14 protein-coding genes are annotated in these 17,149 nt (G+C 70.6%); 4 read left to right on the top strand and 10 right to left on the bottom strand.

The window, feature by feature from the left end; translation table 11 throughout:
- Nucleotides 1-125 precede the first annotated feature (125 nt).
- The 4 genes from INP57_RS03015 to INP57_RS03000 all read right to left on the bottom strand — a co-directional run bounded on the left by INP57_RS03015 (nt 126) and on the right by INP57_RS03000 (nt 5,018).
- Nucleotides 126-1,508 (bottom strand): cryptochrome/photolyase family protein, encoded by a 1,383-nt coding sequence (locus tag INP57_RS03015; RefSeq protein WP_200068419.1) that lies wholly within the window; start codon nt 1,506-1,508, stop codon nt 126-128.
- Between the two features lie 87 nt (nt 1,509-1,595).
- Nucleotides 1,596-2,897: a citrate synthase gene (locus INP57_RS03010; RefSeq protein ID WP_200068418.1), complete on the bottom strand. Its 1,302-nt coding sequence runs from the start codon at nt 2,895-2,897 to the stop codon at nt 1,596-1,598.
- Nucleotides 2,898-3,274: 377 nt separating this feature from the next.
- Entirely contained in the window at nt 3,275-4,210 is a 936-nt protein-coding gene (locus INP57_RS03005) for a carbohydrate kinase family protein (RefSeq protein ID WP_200068417.1), read from the bottom strand.
- 133 nt (nt 4,211-4,343) lie between these two features.
- Entirely contained in the window at nt 4,344-5,018 is a 675-nt protein-coding gene (locus tag INP57_RS03000; protein ID WP_200068416.1) for a TetR/AcrR family transcriptional regulator, read from the bottom strand.
- A gap of 186 nt (nt 5,019-5,204) precedes the next feature.
- Between INP57_RS03000 and INP57_RS02995 the strand changes: the two genes are divergently transcribed.
- On the top strand, nt 5,205-6,350 hold the full coding sequence (locus tag INP57_RS02995; RefSeq protein WP_200068415.1) for an acyl-CoA dehydrogenase family protein: 1,146 nt from the start codon (nt 5,205-5,207) through the stop codon (nt 6,348-6,350).
- Between the two features lie 69 nt (nt 6,351-6,419).
- On the opposite strand, the gene INP57_RS02990 is transcribed toward INP57_RS02995, so the two are convergent.
- From INP57_RS02990 to pdxH, 6 genes are all read right to left on the bottom strand, one after another.
- Complete coding sequence (locus INP57_RS02990; RefSeq protein ID WP_200068414.1) at nt 6,420-6,722, bottom strand: hypothetical protein; 303 nt, start codon at nt 6,720-6,722, stop codon at nt 6,420-6,422.
- A 9-nt stretch (nt 6,723-6,731) separates the two neighbouring features.
- The gene (locus INP57_RS02985) at nt 6,732-7,094 is read right to left on the bottom strand and encodes a hypothetical protein (protein WP_200068413.1); all 363 of its coding nucleotides are present in this window, start codon (nt 7,092-7,094) and stop codon (nt 6,732-6,734) included.
- Between the two features lie 275 nt (nt 7,095-7,369).
- The gene (locus INP57_RS02980; RefSeq protein WP_200068412.1) at nt 7,370-8,296 is read right to left on the bottom strand and encodes an aldose 1-epimerase family protein; all 927 of its coding nucleotides are present in this window, start codon (nt 8,294-8,296) and stop codon (nt 7,370-7,372) included.
- A gap of 102 nt (nt 8,297-8,398) precedes the next feature.
- The gene (locus tag INP57_RS02975; RefSeq protein ID WP_200068411.1) at nt 8,399-9,793 is read right to left on the bottom strand and encodes an APC family permease; all 1,395 of its coding nucleotides are present in this window, start codon (nt 9,791-9,793) and stop codon (nt 8,399-8,401) included.
- Between the two features lie 224 nt (nt 9,794-10,017).
- Nucleotides 10,018-11,319: an MFS transporter gene (locus tag INP57_RS02970; RefSeq protein WP_307849873.1), complete on the bottom strand. Its 1,302-nt coding sequence runs from the start codon at nt 11,317-11,319 to the stop codon at nt 10,018-10,020.
- A 293-nt stretch (nt 11,320-11,612) separates the two neighbouring features.
- On the bottom strand, nt 11,613-12,281 hold the full coding sequence (gene pdxH, locus INP57_RS02965) for a pyridoxamine 5'-phosphate oxidase (protein ID WP_200068410.1): 669 nt from the start codon (nt 12,279-12,281) through the stop codon (nt 11,613-11,615).
- A gap of 649 nt (nt 12,282-12,930) precedes the next feature.
- On the opposite strand from pdxH, the gene INP57_RS02960 reads away from it, so the two are divergent.
- From INP57_RS02960 to sepH, 3 genes are all read left to right on the top strand, one after another.
- On the top strand, nt 12,931-14,061 hold the full coding sequence (locus INP57_RS02960) for a citrate synthase 2 (protein ID WP_200068409.1): 1,131 nt from the start codon (nt 12,931-12,933) through the stop codon (nt 14,059-14,061).
- Between the two features lie 698 nt (nt 14,062-14,759).
- Nucleotides 14,760-15,899 carry a phosphoserine transaminase gene (serC, locus tag INP57_RS02955; protein ID WP_200068408.1) on the top strand — a complete coding sequence of 380 codons (1,140 nt, stop codon included), beginning with the start codon at nt 14,760-14,762 and terminating at the stop codon, nt 15,897-15,899.
- Between the two features lie 266 nt (nt 15,900-16,165).
- Entirely contained in the window at nt 16,166-17,128 is a 963-nt protein-coding gene (gene sepH / locus INP57_RS02950) for a septation protein SepH (RefSeq protein ID WP_200068407.1), read from the top strand.
- Nucleotides 17,129-17,149 lie beyond the last annotated feature (21 nt).

Raw genomic sequence — 17,149 nt, 5'->3', positions numbered from 1 at the left:
CGCACGCCACCCGTTCCGCCCAGTCCTTCCAGGAGCGAACGGACCGTTGGTCCGGCTAGACCGGGCGAACAGTCCGTTCGCTCGCTGCGATTGCTGAGTCCGGGGAACTCGGCCGGGCGCGCCGGTCAGGTCTTGATCTCGCCGTAGCGGGCCAGGGACTCCTGGCGTTCGTGGTGGTGCTCGACGATCGGGCCGGGATAGCCGTTCGGCGGCCCGTCGGGCAGTTTCCACGGCTCGTGCGTCGACTTGGCGCTGAGCCCGCGCAGTTCCGGGACGAACTCGCGCACGTAGGCGCCGTCCGGGTCGAACCTCGTGCCCTGCGTGATCGGGTTGAAGATCCGGAAGTACGGCGCCGCGTCGGTGCCCGTCCCGGCCGCCCACTGCCAGCCGTGCTGGTTCGAGGCCAGGTCCCCGTCGACCAGGTGCCGCATGAAGTGCCGGGCGCCCCACCACCACGGCAGGTGCAGGTCTTTGACCAGGAAACTCGCCACCACCATGCGAATCCGGTTGTGCATCCACCCGACCGCGAGCAGCTGCCGCATCCCGGCGTCGACCACGGGGAATCCGGTGCGTCCGGCGCACCACGCCTCGAACCGCTCCCAGGCGTCGGCGCCGGTGTCCAGCCGCATCCGGTCGAACCGCGCGTCGAAGTTGCGCCGCGCGCTTTCCGGCCAGTGCCACAGCACATCGGCGTAGAACTCGCGGAACGCCAGCTCGTTGCGGTAGCTGTCGACGCCTTCGCCGCCGCGCCCGTCCAGATCAGCCAGCAGCGTCCGCGGGTGCACGCACCCCCAGCGCAGGTACGGCGACATCCGGCTCGTCCCGGCGTGGTCCGGGCGGTCCCGGTCCCGCTCGTATTCGTGCACAGTGGACTTGAGGAATTCCCGCCAGCGCTTCTTCGCCGCGGACTCCCCCGCAGGCGGCAGCACCAGTTCGCCGAGTTCCTCGTCGTCCGGGATCGGCACCGCACCTACCCGGCGCGGCAGCGTCCAGTCCGCAGCGGACGCGCTCGTGCGGGCGGGCTTCGGGCGGCCGTGCTCGTCCCATGCGCGGCGGAACGGCGTGAACACCTTGTACGGCGCGCCGTCCCGCTTGGTGATCCGGCCAGGGGTGACCGCGTACGGCGAACCGGTCGGCACCCACTCGACATCGGCTCCCAGCGCTTCCCGGCCCCGCAGCGCTTCCCGGACCCGCTCATCGCGGCGGCGTCCGTACGGCCCGGTGTCGGCGGAGACGTGCACGCTGCTCGCGCCCGTCCGCTCGGCCAGTTCCGGCACCACCCGCTCCGGCTCACCGCGCAGCACCAGCAACTTCCCGCCGAGCTGCTCGTCGAGTTCCCGCAGGCACCGGTACAGGAACGTGCGGCGCGCAGGCCCTGACGGCCCGAGCAGCGCCTCGTCCAGCACGAACAACCCGATCACCGGGCCGCGGCGGGCCGCTTCCTGCAACGCCGGGTGATCACCGAGGCGTAGGTCGCGGCGGAACCACAGAATCGCGGGTGCGCTCATGCCCGGACCATACGGCCGCGAACGCGAAACGGCCCCGGCACCGGCCGATGGCCGGTCCGGGGCCTGCCCGACGATTCAGAGCTCGATTCAGCGCTCGCCGATGGGCTGGTAGGAGCGCTCGGCCGCGCCGGTGTAGACCTGGCGCGGACGGCTGATCTTGCGGGCCGGGTCGACCAGCATCTCCCGCCAGTGCGCGATCCAGCCGGGCAGCCGGCCGAGCGCGAACAGCACGGTGAAGTACTTCGTCGGGAACCCCATCGCCTTGTAGATCAGGCCGGTGTAGAAGTCGACGTTCGGGTACAGCTTGCGCTCGACGAAGTAGTCGTCGGCCAGCGCCCGCTCCTCCAGCCGCATCGCGATGTCCAGCAGCGGGTCGTTCGCGCCGAGCTTGCTCAGCACCTCGTCGGCGGTCTTCTTCACGATCGCCGCGCGCGGGTCGTAGTTCTTGTACACCCGGTGCCCGAAGCCCATCAGCTTCACACCGGGCTCCTTGTTCTTGACCCGGTTGACGAACGAATCCACGTCGTCGCCGTTGTTGTGGATGCCTTCCAGCATCTCCAGCACCGCGCTGTTCGCCCCGCCGTGCAGCGGCCCGAACAGCGCGTTGATGCCCGCCGAGGTGCTGGCGAACAGGTTCGCCTCCGAGGAGCCGACCATCCGCACCGTGGAGGTCGAGCAGTTCTGCTCGTGGTCGGCGTGCAGGATGAACAGCAGGTCCAGCGCGCGGGTCAGCGCGGGGTCGACCTCGTAGGGCTCGGCGGGGAACCCGAAGGTCATCCGCAGGAAGTTCTCCACCAGCCCCAGCGAGTTGTCCGGGTACAGGAACGGCTGGCCGACGGACTTCTTGTAGGCGTAGGCGGCGATCGTGGGCAGCTTCGCCAGCAGCCGCACGGTGGACAGCTCCACCTGGTTCTCGTCGAACGGGTCGAGGCTGTCCTGGTAGAAGGTGGACAGCGCGGACACCGCCGAGGACAGCACCGGCATCGGGTGCGCGTCGCGCGGGAAGCCGTCGAAGAACTGCTTGAGGTCCTCGTGCAGCAGGGTGTGCCGCTGGACCCGGTCGTTGAACTCGTCGTACTGCGCCTGGGTGGGCAGCTCACCGTAGATCAGCAGGTAGCTGACCTCGATGAAGTTCGACTTGGCGGCCAGCTCCTCGATCGGGTAGCCGCGGTAGCGCAGGACACCCGCGTCCCCGTCGATGTAGGTGATGTTGGACTCGCAGGACGCGGTGTTGACGAAACCCGGGTCCAGCGTCACCAAACCGGTCTGGGACAGCAGCTTCCCGAGATCCACACCGGGCGAGCCTTCGGTGGGCTGCGTCACCTGCATTTCGTGCTCGCCACCGTCGTAGCGCAGCGCGACGGTACGTTTGGCGGTCTCGTCGGGCATTCGGGAACCTCTCGCGCTCGTGAATGGGGTGGTGAGCCATCCGCGGCGACGCGCGCACCTCCCCGGCGCGGCAGCGTGGTCGGGCGAAGCGTCGGCCGGGGTCTTCCGGACCGCCGCAGCACCACCCCGTTGGGGTCCTGTCAGTTGTCACGCTAGACCGCTGCAGGCCCCTCGCGCAGCAATCGTGTTAGCCCTTTTGGGCAGGTGGGACCACGATCACATCGTTGATCGGGCCGGATGCTGCCACCCCCTTCGGCCGGTTGACGCAGCGGCCGATCCGGACGGACCGGGCGGGGCGAACCAGCCTGATCACCGTCCGGAACCGGCGCCCGCGCCGGTGTGCACCCAACGCGTCGGAAAGCTCCCGACCAAGATCGTCAGCGGTCCAGTTCGGCGGCCGTCGGCGGCTCGGCCCCCGGACGCGAGACGGTGATCGCGGCGGCGCGGGCGGCGAACCCGAGCCCCTCCCGCCACTGCTCGGGAGTGAGCTCGCGCAGCGCCTCCGGACTCAACGCACCGTTGCGGTGCAGCCACGCGAGCAACGCCGCGTGCACCGTGTCACCGGCGCCGATCGTGTCGGCGACTTCGGCCCGCACGCCCGCGACCTCGACCGGCGCACCGTCACCGACCAGCACGGAAATCCCGTCCGCACCACGGGTCAGCACCACTCCCGCGGGTCCGGCCCGCTGCCAGCGGCGCAGCGCCGCGTCCAGGTCCTGCCCGCCGGCCAGCCACTCGGCGTCCTCCACCGACAGCTTCAGCAGGTGCACCGAGGGCAGCCAGCTCTCGAACCGCTCGCGGTAGGCGTCCGGGTCGGTGATCAGGTCGGCGCGGATGTTCGGGTCCAGTGCCACGAACCGGCCGCGGGCGGCCTCCCGGAACAGCGCCTGCTCGTAGACCGTCGCGGAGGGCTCCAGCACCATGCCGAGCGTGCCGAACGAGACGGCGGTGACCTCGTCCGGGAACGGCCCGCTGTCGGCCACCAGCCGCGCTGCGGTCTCGGCGGTGTGGAAGACGTAGCGCGCCGAGCCGTCCTCGCTCAGCCCCACCACCGCCAGCGTCGTCGGCTCCGGCCCGCGCTGCACCAGGTCGGTGCGCACGCCGGACTCGACCAGCCGGTCCACCAGCTTCTCGCCGAACTGGTCGGTGGAGAGCTTCGCGTAGAAGGCGGTGGGCACCTGGAGGCGACCGAGCGCGATCGCGACGTTGTACGGCCCGCCGCCGAGCCGCGGGTGCAGCGGCCCCAGCTCGCCGCCGGGAGTGCCTGCGTCCGGGACGAGGTCGACGAGGGCTTCTCCGCCGATGACGATCACGTTTCCTCCGTGCTGCCGTTGCTCTGGGCTGGCTTGCTTTCGGGCTGCTTCGCTGTGGGTTGTCCGCCGCGGGCCGCGCTGCTGCGCTACCGGCCAGTCTGGCTTGCGCCGAACCGGGAGATCCCCGGGACGTTCAGGCACCCGCTTCGGGCGGGTCGATCCGCGGGTTCGCCGCACCGGGTTCGGACAGGCCGCCGAGCAGGAAGCGGGACAGCTCCGCGAACGCCTCCGCGTCGGACAGGCCGGTCCGCTCGGCGATCTCGCCGCGCTGAATCGCTCCGATGGTGCTGCCGACCAGCTCCGCGACGAACGCGGCGTGCACCTCGCGGAACACGCCTTCGCGCACGCCGTCGCGGATGTAGCCGCGCACGTGCTCGGCGGCGGCTCGCGCGTTGGCCTCGTAGCTGGCGCGCGTCGCCGGGTTGGCGGCCATGTCCGCCATGAACTGGCGCGAAGCCGGGCGCAGCCGTTCCGCCGCGGCGTCGAGGTAGGTGCGCATCCTGCTGCGCACGTCGGCGGCGTCGGCCACGGCGCGTTCGATTCCCGCGGTGGCGGTCTTGAAGAAGTGCCCCACGACCCGCACCGCCAGCTGCTCCTTGCTGCCCGCGAGCGTGTACAGCGTCGACTTCGAGCAGTGCAGGTGCGCGGCCAGGTCGTCGAGGGTGAAGTGCGCGAACCCCTCCGCGAGGAACAGCTCGCAGAGCCGGTCCAACAGCTGCGCACGGCGTTGCGCTCGCGATCCGGACCGCGCGACGCCGGACGTGCGCGTCCCGCCGGGGCTGCGCACGCCCGGATCGGAGGTGGTCATGCGCCGAGACTGCCACAGCCGGGCCGCAAGCCCGGTTGGAGGGGCAATTTCCAGCTGTGCCGCGGGCTGGTGCGCGCACGACGGCATCAGTACTCTGATTGATCCTATAGTACCCAGCGGAGTACCTGAAGATTTTTCGAGCCAGGGCTCGGACCGCGTGCTCCGCCGAGCACCAGGAGCTGCGCCATGCCCGTCGACCGCCTGCTGCCCAGCACCGAAGCCGCCGACCTCATCGCGCTCACCCGCGACATCGCCCGGGACGAACTCGCGCCCGCCGCGGCCGGAGCCGAGCAGCGCGCGGACTTCCCGCGCAAAGCGTTCCGGCTGCTCGGCTCCTCCGGGCTGTTGGGGCTGCCCTACGCCGAAGAACACGGCGGAGGCGGCCAGCCGTACGAGGTCTACCTCCAGGTGCTCGAAGAACTCAGCAGCGCCTGGATGACCGTCGGCGTCGGGCTGTCGGTGCACACCATGTCCTGCTACCCGCTGGCCCGCTACGGCACCGATGCGCAGCGCGAACGGTGGCTACCGAAAATGCTCGGCGGCGAGCTGCTGGGTGGCTACGCGCTGTCCGAGGCGCACGCCGGCTCGGACGCGGCCGCGCTCAGCACCCGCGCCGAACGCGACGGCGACGACTACACCGTCACCGGCACCAAGACGTGGATCACCCACGGCGGCGTCGCGGACTACTACGCGCTGATGGCGCGCACCTCCGACGAAGGACCACGCGGCATCACGTGCCTGCTGGTCGACGGGCGCACCGAAGGACTTTCCGCCGCCCCGCCGGAGCACAAGATGGGGCTGACCGGATCGCCCACCACCGAGCTGCGGTTCGAGGGCGCACGGGTGCCCGCCGAGCGGCGGATCGGCGCCGAGGGGCAAGGGCTCGCGATCGCGCTGGACGCGCTGGACTCCGGGCGGCTCGGCATCGCCGCCTGCGCGGTCGGGCTCGCGCAGGCGGCGCTGGACCTGGCCGTGGACTACGCCGGGCAGCGGCAGCAGTTCGGCAAGCCGATCATCGATTTCCAAGGCGTGGAGTTCCTGCTCGCCGACATGGCCGCCGCCGTGCACTCCGCCCGCTCGGCCTACCTGGACGGGGCGCGGCGGCGCGACGCAGGCAAACCGTTCGGGATGCAGTCATCGATGGCCAAGCTGCTCGCCACCGATGCGGCGATGCGAGTGACCACCGACGCGGTGCAGGTGCTCGGCGGCGCCGGCTACACCACGGACTTCGCCGCCGAGCGCTACATGCGGGAGGCGAAGGTCCTGCAGATCTTCGAGGGCACCAACCAGATCCAGCGGATGCTCATCGCCCGGCACCTCGCCGACGCCTGATGCTCATGTGCAGCGGTGCTGCCCTTCAGTGACGCGACCGGCCGCCCTGCCCCGTCCGAAGCGCGCGGCTCACTTCATGCGCCAGGTCGATGACCGAGGCCCTGGTTCGTCGACGATCCGGTACGTGTCACTGGTGAAAGCCGTGCCCTCCTCCTTCGCCATGTCCACGAGGTCATAGAGAACGGCCTCGATGGCGACCTCCGCGAGGAGCTTCCAGTAGTCATCGCTATCCGGGTCGAGGTCGCGCCCGCGTTCACGGACATCGAGTCGAATGGCGTCTTTGATCCGGTCCTCGTGGGAACGCCCGAACGCCCAGTGAATCGTCCTGGCGTCCGGTACCCACCTATCGGATGGCTCCTGTCGATTCGACATCGGTCGATCCTATAGCCGCGGGACGACATATGCCCGCGCCGTCGTGAAGGGGTTGAGATTGCTGTGCACAGGCGCCACGATCTCTCCCACAGCAGTCCCTTGGTAAGTACCCAACGCAGTCAGTTTGCTGGGGTCGTCCTCAAGCGGCGTGTAATAGGTGACCGTATCGCCGATCGGGACCACCTGCTGGAGCTCGGAATGCCCGACCGGGCGCGTCGGGGCATCCGACGGAAGACCGGGAAGACCGCCCTCCACGTAGAACATGTCGCCGGTGATCCGCACGGTCGGCGCCTCGGTACCAGCGCACTCGACCCGAGTTTTGAAGATCACCGACTGGGCTCCTCGCGACCAGTGCGGGTTGTCGGACTTCATCTCGCACTCGCCGCCGCTGTACTTGAGGACGGTCGTCCGAGCCGCTGGGCCCGCAGGCTCAGTATCCGCCTGCGCTAAGCCGGGAAACGACATCGTAAGGGCAACAGCCGCGCCGAAGACGGCGATTCTTTTCAGCAAGAGCACATTCCCATCATCATTGCGCCGATCCTGAGACCTGCCGCAACTTAACGACGCGCGCACCAGGAGGGGCGCGAATTCGGCGATGACACCCGAATGGCCCAACTAGTCTTACCGGGCACGGCACCCGGCGGCCGTCAGAACGGGCGCAGGCCCCACTGGGCGATCCAGTTCTCCCCCGGTGGCAGCGTGATCAGGTCGATGCCGGAGTTCAACGCGTCCGGCGGGCAGGTCATCGGCTCGATCGCGACCGCGCGGCCGCGGCCGGGGAACTCGTCGGCCGTGTAGACCTGCACCCACTTGAACACCGGATCGGCCCACAGCTCGACACCGTGCCCGGAAGGCGCGGTGAGCGAGTGCCGCACCAGCTCATCCGGATCGTCCGGCAGCGGCTCCGCACCGCCGAACGCGGTGTCCAGCAGCACCCCGGCGAGCCTGCGGCCGCGGCGGAACTCCTGCTCGTCCCCCTCCAGCGAACGCGGTGGGCGCACCGGCAGCAGCCGCTCCGGATCCACCGGCAGCACCGTCGCCGCGGCCAGTTTCAACGTGCAGTCGTCGGTCTCGGCCGAACCGGCCCGCGGGTACGGATGCACCCCGACGCCGAACGGGACGGCGCGGGCGCCCAGGTTCTCCACGGTGTGCGTGACGGTCAGCCCCGACTCGTCCAGCGCGTAGCCGATCGAGGTCAGCAGCGGCACCGGCCAGCCCGGCTGCACCGGGACCATCGCGTGCAGCACGATCGTCGACTCCGCGTGCTCCACGACCGTCCACACCGTGTGCCGCAGCAGGCCGTGGATGGCGTTGTGCCGGTCCGGCTCGGTCAGCGCGAGCTGCTGCGGCTCGCGCTCCAGCACCCAGCGGCCGTCGGCGACGCGGTTCGGCCACGGCACCAGCACCCCACCCGCCGCGCCCGGCGGCAGCCGGTCCGGGTGGTAGCTCTCGGAGTACGCCACCCCGTCCACCTCGAACGCGCGCAGCGCCGCCCCGACCTCGGTGACCACCGCGCGGGCCGCGCCGTGCGCGATCTCGAACTGGCGGCCGGTCGCGGGAACTGGATCATTCACGCCGACCACTCTAGAGCTTCCGGCGCCGCGGCGTGGCCGAACGAAAGCCCCGTTCCCGCGCGGATTCCCGCGGCGGGAACGGGGCTTCGCGAAGGCTGCGGGCTACTTGTTCAACGCCTCCGGGTCGAACTCGACCCGTCCCACGATCAGCCGGTTGACCACCCAGAACACCACGCCGACCAGCAGCAGCAGTCCGCCGATCAGATATTCGTCGACCGGGCGGCCGGACAGCGGGCTGGCGAAGAACGCGCACAGGATCGCGCCGAGCACCGGAACCCAGGTGGGTGCCTTGAAGTGCTCGTGCTCGACCTTCTCCCGGCGCAGCACCAAGACCGCGATGTTGACCACCGCGAACACCGCGAGCAGCAGCAGCGAGGTGGTGCTGCCCAAGTCCTCGATGTTCAACGTGCTCACCAGCACCACCGCGAGCAAGCTGGTGAACAGGATCGCCACCCACGGCGTCTGCCTGCTGCGGTGCACCCGGCCGAACGCCGAAGGGATGATCCGCTCGTTCGACATGCCGTACACGAGCCGGCTGGCCATCAGCATGTTCATCAAGGCGGTGTTGGTGACCGCGAACAGCGCGATGACGGAGAACAGGATGCCCGGGAACCACGGCGCCGCGGCCTCGACCACGAGCAGCAGCGGCGCGGAGGACGCGGCGAGCTCATCGGTCGGCACCAGCGTGGACGTGATCACGGCGATCGCCAGGTAGATCGCGGCCGTGATGCCCAGGCCCAACAGCAGCGCGCGCGGGAACGTCTTGACGGGGTCGCGGGTCTCCTCGGCCATGTTCACCGAGTCCTCGAAACCGACCATCGCGAAGAACGCCAGCGCGGTCGCCGACGTGACGGCGAACAGCGGCGAGGAATCCGTGGAGAACTGGGTGAGCCTGCTCGGGTCGGGCTGCACGTTCGGGTCGGAGCTGCCCGCCAGCAGCGCGTAGGCGCCGAAGCCGATCACGATCACCAGCCCGGACAGCTCGATGAACGTCAGCACCACGTTCATCTTCACCGACTCGCCCACGCCCCGGAAGTTGATCAGGGCTAGCACGATCAGGAACAACAGCCCGATGATCAGCGCGACGGGACTGCTGACCGGGAAGATCTCTTCCAGGTAGTCACCGCTGAACGCCTGCGCGGCCGACGAGGCCGAAGTGATGCCGGAGCACATCACCGCGAACGCGATTAGGAAGGTGATGAAGTGGACGCCGAACGCGCGGTGCACGTACAGCGGAGCGCCACCGGCCTTCGGGTACTTGCCGACCAGTTCCAGGTAGCTGCACGCGGTCAGGAAGGCGACCACGAAAGCCACCACGAACGGGACCCACAACGCCCCGCCGACCTTGCCTGCGACCTTGCCGGTCAGGGAGTACACGGTGGTGCCGAGGATGTCGCCCACCACGAAGAACAGCAGCAGTTTCGGCCCCATGACCCGTTTCAGGCCGGGCTGCGCACCGTCCGGAGCCTCGCCTTGCTCGGTCGTGTCGTTCGCCATGGCAGGAGAGTGTGCCCGCCACGTCCAGGCGATCTTGTGGCGGCCCTGCGGAACGCGCTGCCACCGCGCCGCGCCGGGCTGGTGCGAACGGCGCAGCGGACTCCGCGAATCCGGGTTTCCCGCCGTCTCGCGGGCGCCCGGAAGCAACGCGATCGGAAGAGTCACCGGGCGAAACCGAGTCCGTTCCGTCACCGCTGGAGGCAGGTACTGCTCCGTTCCGGTGGTTATTCGGTCGGCGCGCGGTAGCGCCAGAAAGCGGGCAGGCACACCGCCGCCAGCGCCGCGAACACCACGACGAGTACGCCGCCCACCGCGCTCGCGGCCTGCGCACCCGCGGCCGAGCCGCCGGCGCCGTGCAGCACGTCGGCCAGCCGTGGACCGCCCGCCACCACCACGGTGAACACGCCTTGGATGCGTCCGCGCATCTCGTCGGTGGCCGCGGCCTGCAACATCGCGCTGCGGTAGACCATGCTCACCAGGTCGGCCGCGCCGCCGACGGCCAGGAACAACGCGGCCAGCCACAGCGAGTCCGCGAGCCCGAAGCCCACGATCGCCACACCCCAGGCGACCACGGCGGTCGTCACTCCGACCCCGTGCCGCTGGATCCGGTGCAGCCAACCGGACAGCACGCCGGCCGCGAACGCGCCCAGCGGGATCGCCGCGTACAACGCACCCAGCGCCGCACCGCCGCCGGGCGGGTCGCCGAACACTCGCTCGGCCAGCTCCGGGTACAGCGCCCGCGGCATCCCGAAGACCATCGCGATGATGTCCATCAGGAACGACGCCAGCAGCACCGCGTGCCCGCCCAGGTAGCGGAACCCGTCGAGCACCGACCGCAGCCCGGCCGAGGTCGGCGCCCCGTCCAGCGGCGGCAGCGCGGGCAGCTGGAACACCGCCCATACCGCCACGGTCAGCGCCAACGCGTCCACGAGGTAGAGCACCGACAAGCCCAGCAACGGCAACAACGCCCCCGCCAGCAACGGACCCACGATCGAACCGAGCTGGAAGATCGTCGAGCCCAGCGCCTGCGCCGACGGCAGCAGCGGCGCCGGGATCAACCGGGCGATGGCGGCGCTGCGGGTCGGCATGTTCACCGCGAAGCACGTCTGTTGCGCGGCGAACAGCACCAGCACCAGCCACACCGAACCCACCCCGGAGGCGGCCACCAGCCACAGCAGGATCGAGGTGAAAGCCAACCCGGAGTTGGTCAACAGCAACAGCTTGCGCCGGTCCACGGTGTCGGCGACCGCGCCGCCCCAGAGCCCGAACACCAGCAGCGGGACGAGACCGAACACCCCGGCCAATCCGACGTAGGCCGAGTTCCCGGTGAGGTCGTAGAGCTGCTTGGGCACCGCGACCGCGCTGAACTGGGCGCCCACCGAGGTCACGATGCTGGAGATCCACAACCGCCGGTAGGCGGGATACCGCAGCGGCCGGGTGTCCAGCACGATCTTGCCGAGCAGTCCCCGCAACGTCCGCCGGGACCCTCCGGATGTTTGCGCCGTGCCACCGCTGCGCTGAGTCACGAGCGGCCAGCCTAGCCATCGCACGCATCGCGGACACCGCGATTTGTGATGCACCCGACCGGCCGCATCGCGTCGAAATCCGCCCCAGCAAGGCAAAAACGACCGATGGGACACGTGATCCCGACGATCTTGCACCCCGCGGGGTCAGTGCTGCGAGGCGTCAGCGCTGCTGGTTTTAGCGCCGCCTCCTCCAGTGCTGCAGGTCTTCAGTGCTGCTGGGTCTCGGCACTGCGGACCGGTCTTTCAGAGCCGCCCGCCGTCAGCGGTCCGCAGCGCTGCCCGAGGGCGCAGAATCACGGAGCCAACCGCTCCACGCTCCAGTTGTCGTCGTCGCGCCGGAAGCGGAGCCGGTCGTGCAGCCGGTCCGGACGGCCCTGCCAGAACTCGACCGCCTCCGGCCGGATCCGCCAGCCGCCCCAGTGCGGCGGCACCGGCACCTTCTCGGCCTCGGCGAAGCGCCGTTCCATGCCGTTGAGCGCCGACTGCAGCGAGTCGCGTCCGTTGACCACCCGGGACTGCGGCGAGGCCCAGGCACCGAGCTGCGACCCGCGGGGCCGGACCGCCCAGTACTCGGCGGTCTCCTCCGGCCGCACCTTCTCCACCTCGCCGCGCACGTTCACCTGCCGCTGCAAGGTCAGCCAGGGGAAGGTGGCGGCGGCGACGCGGGTGGCGAACAGGTCGTGGCTCTTCGAGGAGGTGTAGTTCGTGAAGAACACCAGGCCGCGCTCGTCGAAGCCCTTGCACAGCACGGTCCGGGAGGACGGGAACCCGTCGGCATCCGCGGTCGCGAGCACCATCGCGTTCGGTTCCGGTACCTGCTCCTGCACCGCCTCGTCGAACCACACCCGCAGCTGCTCGTGCCAGGTGGGCGCGAGCAGGTGCTCCTGCAGGGAGCCGGCCTCGTAGGACACCCGCATGGCGGACAACGTGCCGTTGGCGGTGCTCGTGGTGCTTTCCGACATCCGAACTTCCTCCCTGACCCGACTGGTGTGCGCCCGACGACCGGCAGCGCCGGAGGTTACGAGCCGCGCCGTCCCCGGAGACGGTCGCGGTGCGCCACGGCACCCGCTATGACGGTAAACGGACTCCGAACCTAGGCCGAACCGAGCCGAAGGTCACGATCGATTCCGCAAACGATGCAGTGACCGCACGCACACCCGGACGGCAGAGTCGTGCGCCCTGGTCAACACCGGGTTCGCCGGTCACCGACCTGGTCGCGCAGTGATCACCCGCCGGGCCCTGCAGCGATCACCGGCCACATCGCGGAGGGCCGCGGACCGGGCGTTCTGCCGAGCGGGGCGCACAATGCCGCTGCGACGCCGCCACCGCTGCGTAGTGGCAGTGCGAAACAGGAATTGATCCGGCATTGCGGGCCATTCTTCGAAATGTCATATCCACCGGGCGCCGCAAGCCGTGTGATCTTCGCCATTCCGAGGTCGTCGGCGACTTCGCGGCGATTGCCTCGCCGCCTCCGGCGGGTGCACTGTTACCGGCACAGCACAGGCTGCGACCGCGACCGCTGAAGTCCTCGTGCTCATGCACCCCGCCACGTCCCGCCGCGCGTCCCGCGCGCGGCCGCCCGGAACGACTCGACGAGGAGACGAGGCCACCATGAGCAACGAACCCACCGACTTCCGCCCCGGCCTGGAAGGCGTGGTCGCATTCCAGACCGAGATCGCCGAACCGGACAAGGACGGCGGTGCGCTGCGCTACCGAGGCGTGGACGTCGAGGACCTGGCCGGTCGGGTGTCCTTCGGCGACGTGTGGCAGCTGCTGGTCGACGGCCGGTTCGGCGGCGGCCTGCCCGCCACCGGCCCGGCACTGCTGCCGGTGCGCACCGGCAACGTGCGGGTGGATGCGCAAGCGGCGATCGCGATGCTGGCACCCGCCTACGGGTTCGAGCCGCTGCTGGACATCACCGACGAGCAGGCCCGCGACCAGCTCGCCCGGACCACCACCCTCGGGCTCTCCTACGTGGCGCAGTCCGCCCGCGGCGAGGACCTGCCGCGGGTACCGGAGAACCGCGTCGACGAGTGCGCCACGGTGACCGAGCGGTTCCTGACCCGCTGGCGCGGCGAGCCGGACCCGGCGCACGTGCAGGCGCTCGACGCCTACTGGGTCTCCGCCGCCGAGCACGGCATGAACGCCTCCACGTTCACCGCCCGTGTCATCGCCTCCACCGGCGCCGACGTCGCGGCCACGATCTCCGGCGCGGTCGGTGCGATGTCCGGTCCGCTGCACGGCGGCGCTCCCGCGCGAGTGCTGCCGATGCTGGCTGAAGCCGAGCGCACCGGCGATGCGCGCAAGGTCGTCGAGTCCATCCTGGACCGCGGCGACCGGCTGATGGGATTCGGTCACCGCGTCTACCGCGCGCAGGACCCGCGAGCCCGGGTACTGCGCAACACCTGCGAGCAGCTCGGCGCGCCCCGCTTCGAAGCGGCCGCCGAACTGGAGCGCGCCGCTCTCGAGGTGCTGCGGGAGCGCCGCCCGGACCGCCCGATCGAGACGAACGTGGAGTTCTGGGCCGCGGTGATCCTGGACTTCGCGCAGGTTCCGACCGAGATGATGCCCGCGATGTTCACCTGCGCCCGCACCGCGGGCTGGTCCGCGCACGTGCTGGAGCAGAAGCGCACCGGGCGGCTCGTGCGGCCGTCGGCGCACTACGTCGGCCCGGAGGCCCGCTCGCCGCAGCAGGTCGACGGCTGGGACTCCGTCTCGCCGTTGCCGGTCGCGGTGGCATGAGACCGGGAGTGGCGGGCCGGCCGGCGGCCCGCCACCGCTCCCGTGGCAGCTCCTTCTCCCACGACGCGGACTCGGAGGACGCGGCGCCGCTGCAGCAGCCAGCGCCGCTGCAGTCAGGACCGCTGCAGTCAGGGCCGCCGCGGCCAGGATCGCTGGGCGCCGGGCCCGTTGGCGGGTTTGCTCGCTTGATCGCTTGACGGATCGGCAGTGGATCGATCGCCAGTGGGCTGCTCGCCGGAAGACCGCGTGTTCGCTCATGTTTTCGAGTATCCGGACCCGAACATCCGTTCGCCATAGCTTGATCGGGTGGATCAGCAGCCGCCCGGCCGAACCCGGCCAAGGCGCGGGCGAACCGCTCGCAACGCCGTCCTGAGCTCCTGCGCGCCAGCCCTCCGGACCGCGAACCTACCGCTGAAACCCCTGGTCACAGCATCCGAACAGGCTCCTCGCGCACTCCGCATGCTGGCCAAAGCGCGCCCCGGGCAGTAAGTTGCCCACCGGCTCGGGCGCCGCGGCCGGCGTTCACCTTCCGGACACGCCGCCGCAACGCGCCGCCACAGGAACCGGCAACGCCGCCGGTCATCCCGGGCGATCCGGGTTCCACCCGAACCCCGATCCGCCGCACCCGGACGCGCCGCACCCCGACATCGGGGTAACCGCGAGCCAAGCCGACCCGAACGACCACCGGAGGCGCCGGAATGACGCAGGCCGAGACCGACCCGACGACCCTGAAACTGCCCAGCGAGCTCACGCCCTCCGACGGCCGCTTCGGCTGCGGCCCGTCCAAGGTGCGCACCGAGCAGCTCGCCCGGCTCGCCGACGAAGGCGCCTGGGTGATGGGCACCTCGCACCGGCAGAAGCCGGTGAAGTCGCTGGTCGGAAGGGTTCGCGAGGGCCTGTCCCAGCTGTTCTCGCTGCCCGCGGGCTACGAGATCGTGCTCGGCGTCGGCGGCACCACCGCGTTCTGGGACGCCGCGGCGTTCGGGCTGGTGCGGGAGCGCGCGCTGCACCTGACCTACGGCGAGTTCTCGCAGAAGTTCGCCAAGGCCACCACGGACGCGCCGTTCCTCGGCGACCCGGTGGTCGTCTCCGCCGAGCCCGGCGACGCCCCCGCACCGGTGTCCGACCCGAGCGCGGACCTGATCGCCTGGGCGCACAACGAGACCTCCACCGGCGTGATGCTGCCGCCGACCCGTCCCGCCGGTTCGGAAAACGCGCTGATCGCGGTGGACGCGACCTCGGGCGCGGGCGGCCTTCCGGTCGACCCGGCTGACGTTGACGTCTACTACTTCGCCCCGCAGAAGTCGTTCGCCTCGGACGGCGGGCTGTGGCTGGCCGCGATGAGCCCGGCCGCGCTGGAGCGGATCGGCGAGATCGGCGCTTCGGACCGCTGGGTGCCGGAGTTCCTGTCGCTGACCACGGCGCTGGACAACTCCCGCAAGGACCAGACCTACAACACCCCGGCGGTCGCCACGCTGTTCCTGCTGGCCGACCAGATCGACTGGATGAACTCCAACGGCGGGCTGGACTGGTGCGTCGCGCGCACCCGCGAGTCTTCGCAGCGGCTGTACCAGTGGGCGGAGGCGTCGGAGCACGCGACGCCGTTCGTGCAGGACCCGGCGAAGCGTTCGCAGGTGGTCGGCACCATCGACTTCGACGAGTCGATCGACGCGGCCGCGATCGCCAAGGCGCTGCGGGCGAACGGGATCCTGGACACCGAGCCGTACCGCAAGCTGGGGCGCAACCAGCTCCGGATCGGCACCTTCCCGGCGATCGAGCCGGACGACGTGACCGCGCTGACGAGGTCCATCGACTGGGTGGTTTCGCAGCTCTCCTGAGCGCGGCGCAGCCGGTCTCCCGAGGTCGTCGGCGCACCATAGCGGCCGACACGTCCGTGTCCCCGAACTGAGATCGATCACTTGCAGTGATCAACACGGCGGCCGGGTTCGGCCACGAGTTCGCAAGTCGACCGCCATTCAGGCAAGATCGGGGACGGAGAGGATGGTCACGAAGCGACACCGAACCCGGCGCGCCCCCTCCGTCAAGCGGGCACGCCGGGTTACGGTCACAGCTTGGTGACGACAGTGACCGGGGAGGCTGGCGTATGCGCGCGCTGCGGGTGGTCGGGCTTGACGAGGACGGTGAGACCGTCATCTGCGAGGACCCGGAGAACGGCGACCGTTTTTCGGTGCCCGCCGACGAGCGACTGCGCGCGGCCGCGCGCGGTGATCTGACCCGGTTGGGCCAGGTGCAGATCGAGATGGAGGCGCAACTGCGCCCCCGCGAGATCCAGGCCCGCATCCGGGCGGGCGCCTCCGTCGAGGACGTCGCGGCTTCTTCCGGCGTGCCGGAGCAGCGGGTCGAGCGCTACGCCTATCCGGTGCTGCTGGAACGCGCCCAGATCGCGGAGCGTTCGCAGCGCGCGCACCCGGTGCGCGAGGACGGCCCGGACGTCCAGACCCTCGGCGAGGTCGTCGCGCACACCTTCGGGATGCGCGGGCACGACTTCAGCGACGCCGACTGGGACGCCTGGCGCGGGGACGACGGCAAATGGGTCGTGCGGCTGCAGTGGCAGGCGGGTCGTTCGGAGAACCGGGCGCACTGGGTCTTCCACCCCGGTGCGCACGGCGGCACCGTCGCCGCGATCGACGACCACGCCACCGACCTGCTGGATCCGTCGCCGAACCGGCCGTTGCGCACGGTGCGCCCGGTGACCGCGCTGGCCCGCGAGGCGCTGGAGCTGGAGCAGCAGGAAGGCGCGGAAGAACTCGCGGAGGAGCCGGAGGAGCCGGTCAGCACACCCGCTCCGGTCGCAGAGCCGACCGCGGTCGCCGAGCCGACTCCGACGGTTCCGGCGCTGGACCTGGACACCGGACCGCAGCCGCAGGCCACGTCCGAGCAGGAAGAAGAGCCGCCCGCCGGGCTGGTCGAGCAGGCCGACGAGGACGACGTGGAAGCGATCGAGGACGAGGCGGCCCGCAACACCGAGCCTGCGCGGCGGCGCAAGAACCACCCGATCGTTCCGTCCTGGGAGGACGTGCTGCTCGGGGTCCGCTCCCATCGCTGAACCGCTTCGCGCGCGCCGACG

Source organism: Saccharopolyspora galaxeae, assembly GCF_016526145.1.
Classification (GTDB): domain Bacteria; phylum Actinomycetota; class Actinomycetes; order Mycobacteriales; family Pseudonocardiaceae; genus Saccharopolyspora_C; species Saccharopolyspora_C galaxeae.
The sequence above is the reverse complement of the archived record's forward strand: the minus strand, read 5'-3'. Positions and strand labels throughout refer to the sequence as shown.

Coding starts and splice junctions, on each gene's coding strand:
- INP57_RS03000 (WP_200068416.1), bottom strand. CDS start 5,018: ATGACCACCTCCGATCCGGGCGTGCGCAGCCCCGGCGGGACGCGCACG.
- INP57_RS02990 (WP_200068414.1), bottom strand. CDS start 6,722: ATGTCGAATCGACAGGAGCCATCCGATAGGTGGGTACCGGACGCCAGG.
- sepH (WP_200068407.1), top strand. CDS start 16,166: ATGCGCGCGCTGCGGGTGGTCGGGCTTGACGAGGACGGTGAGACCGTC.
- pdxH (WP_200068410.1), bottom strand. CDS start 12,281: ATGTCGGAAAGCACCACGAGCACCGCCAACGGCACGTTGTCCGCCATG.
- INP57_RS02960 (WP_200068409.1), top strand. CDS start 12,931: ATGAGCAACGAACCCACCGACTTCCGCCCCGGCCTGGAAGGCGTGGTC.
- INP57_RS03015 (WP_200068419.1), bottom strand. CDS start 1,508: ATGAGCGCACCCGCGATTCTGTGGTTCCGCCGCGACCTACGCCTCGGT.
- serC (WP_200068408.1), top strand. CDS start 14,760: ATGACGCAGGCCGAGACCGACCCGACGACCCTGAAACTGCCCAGCGAG.
- INP57_RS02985 (WP_200068413.1), bottom strand. CDS start 7,094: ATGAAGTCCGACAACCCGCACTGGTCGCGAGGAGCCCAGTCGGTGATC.
- INP57_RS02995 (WP_200068415.1), top strand. CDS start 5,205: ATGCCCGTCGACCGCCTGCTGCCCAGCACCGAAGCCGCCGACCTCATC.
- INP57_RS03010 (WP_200068418.1), bottom strand. CDS start 2,897: ATGCCCGACGAGACCGCCAAACGTACCGTCGCGCTGCGCTACGACGGT.
- INP57_RS02975 (WP_200068411.1), bottom strand. CDS start 9,793: ATGGCGAACGACACGACCGAGCAAGGCGAGGCTCCGGACGGTGCGCAG.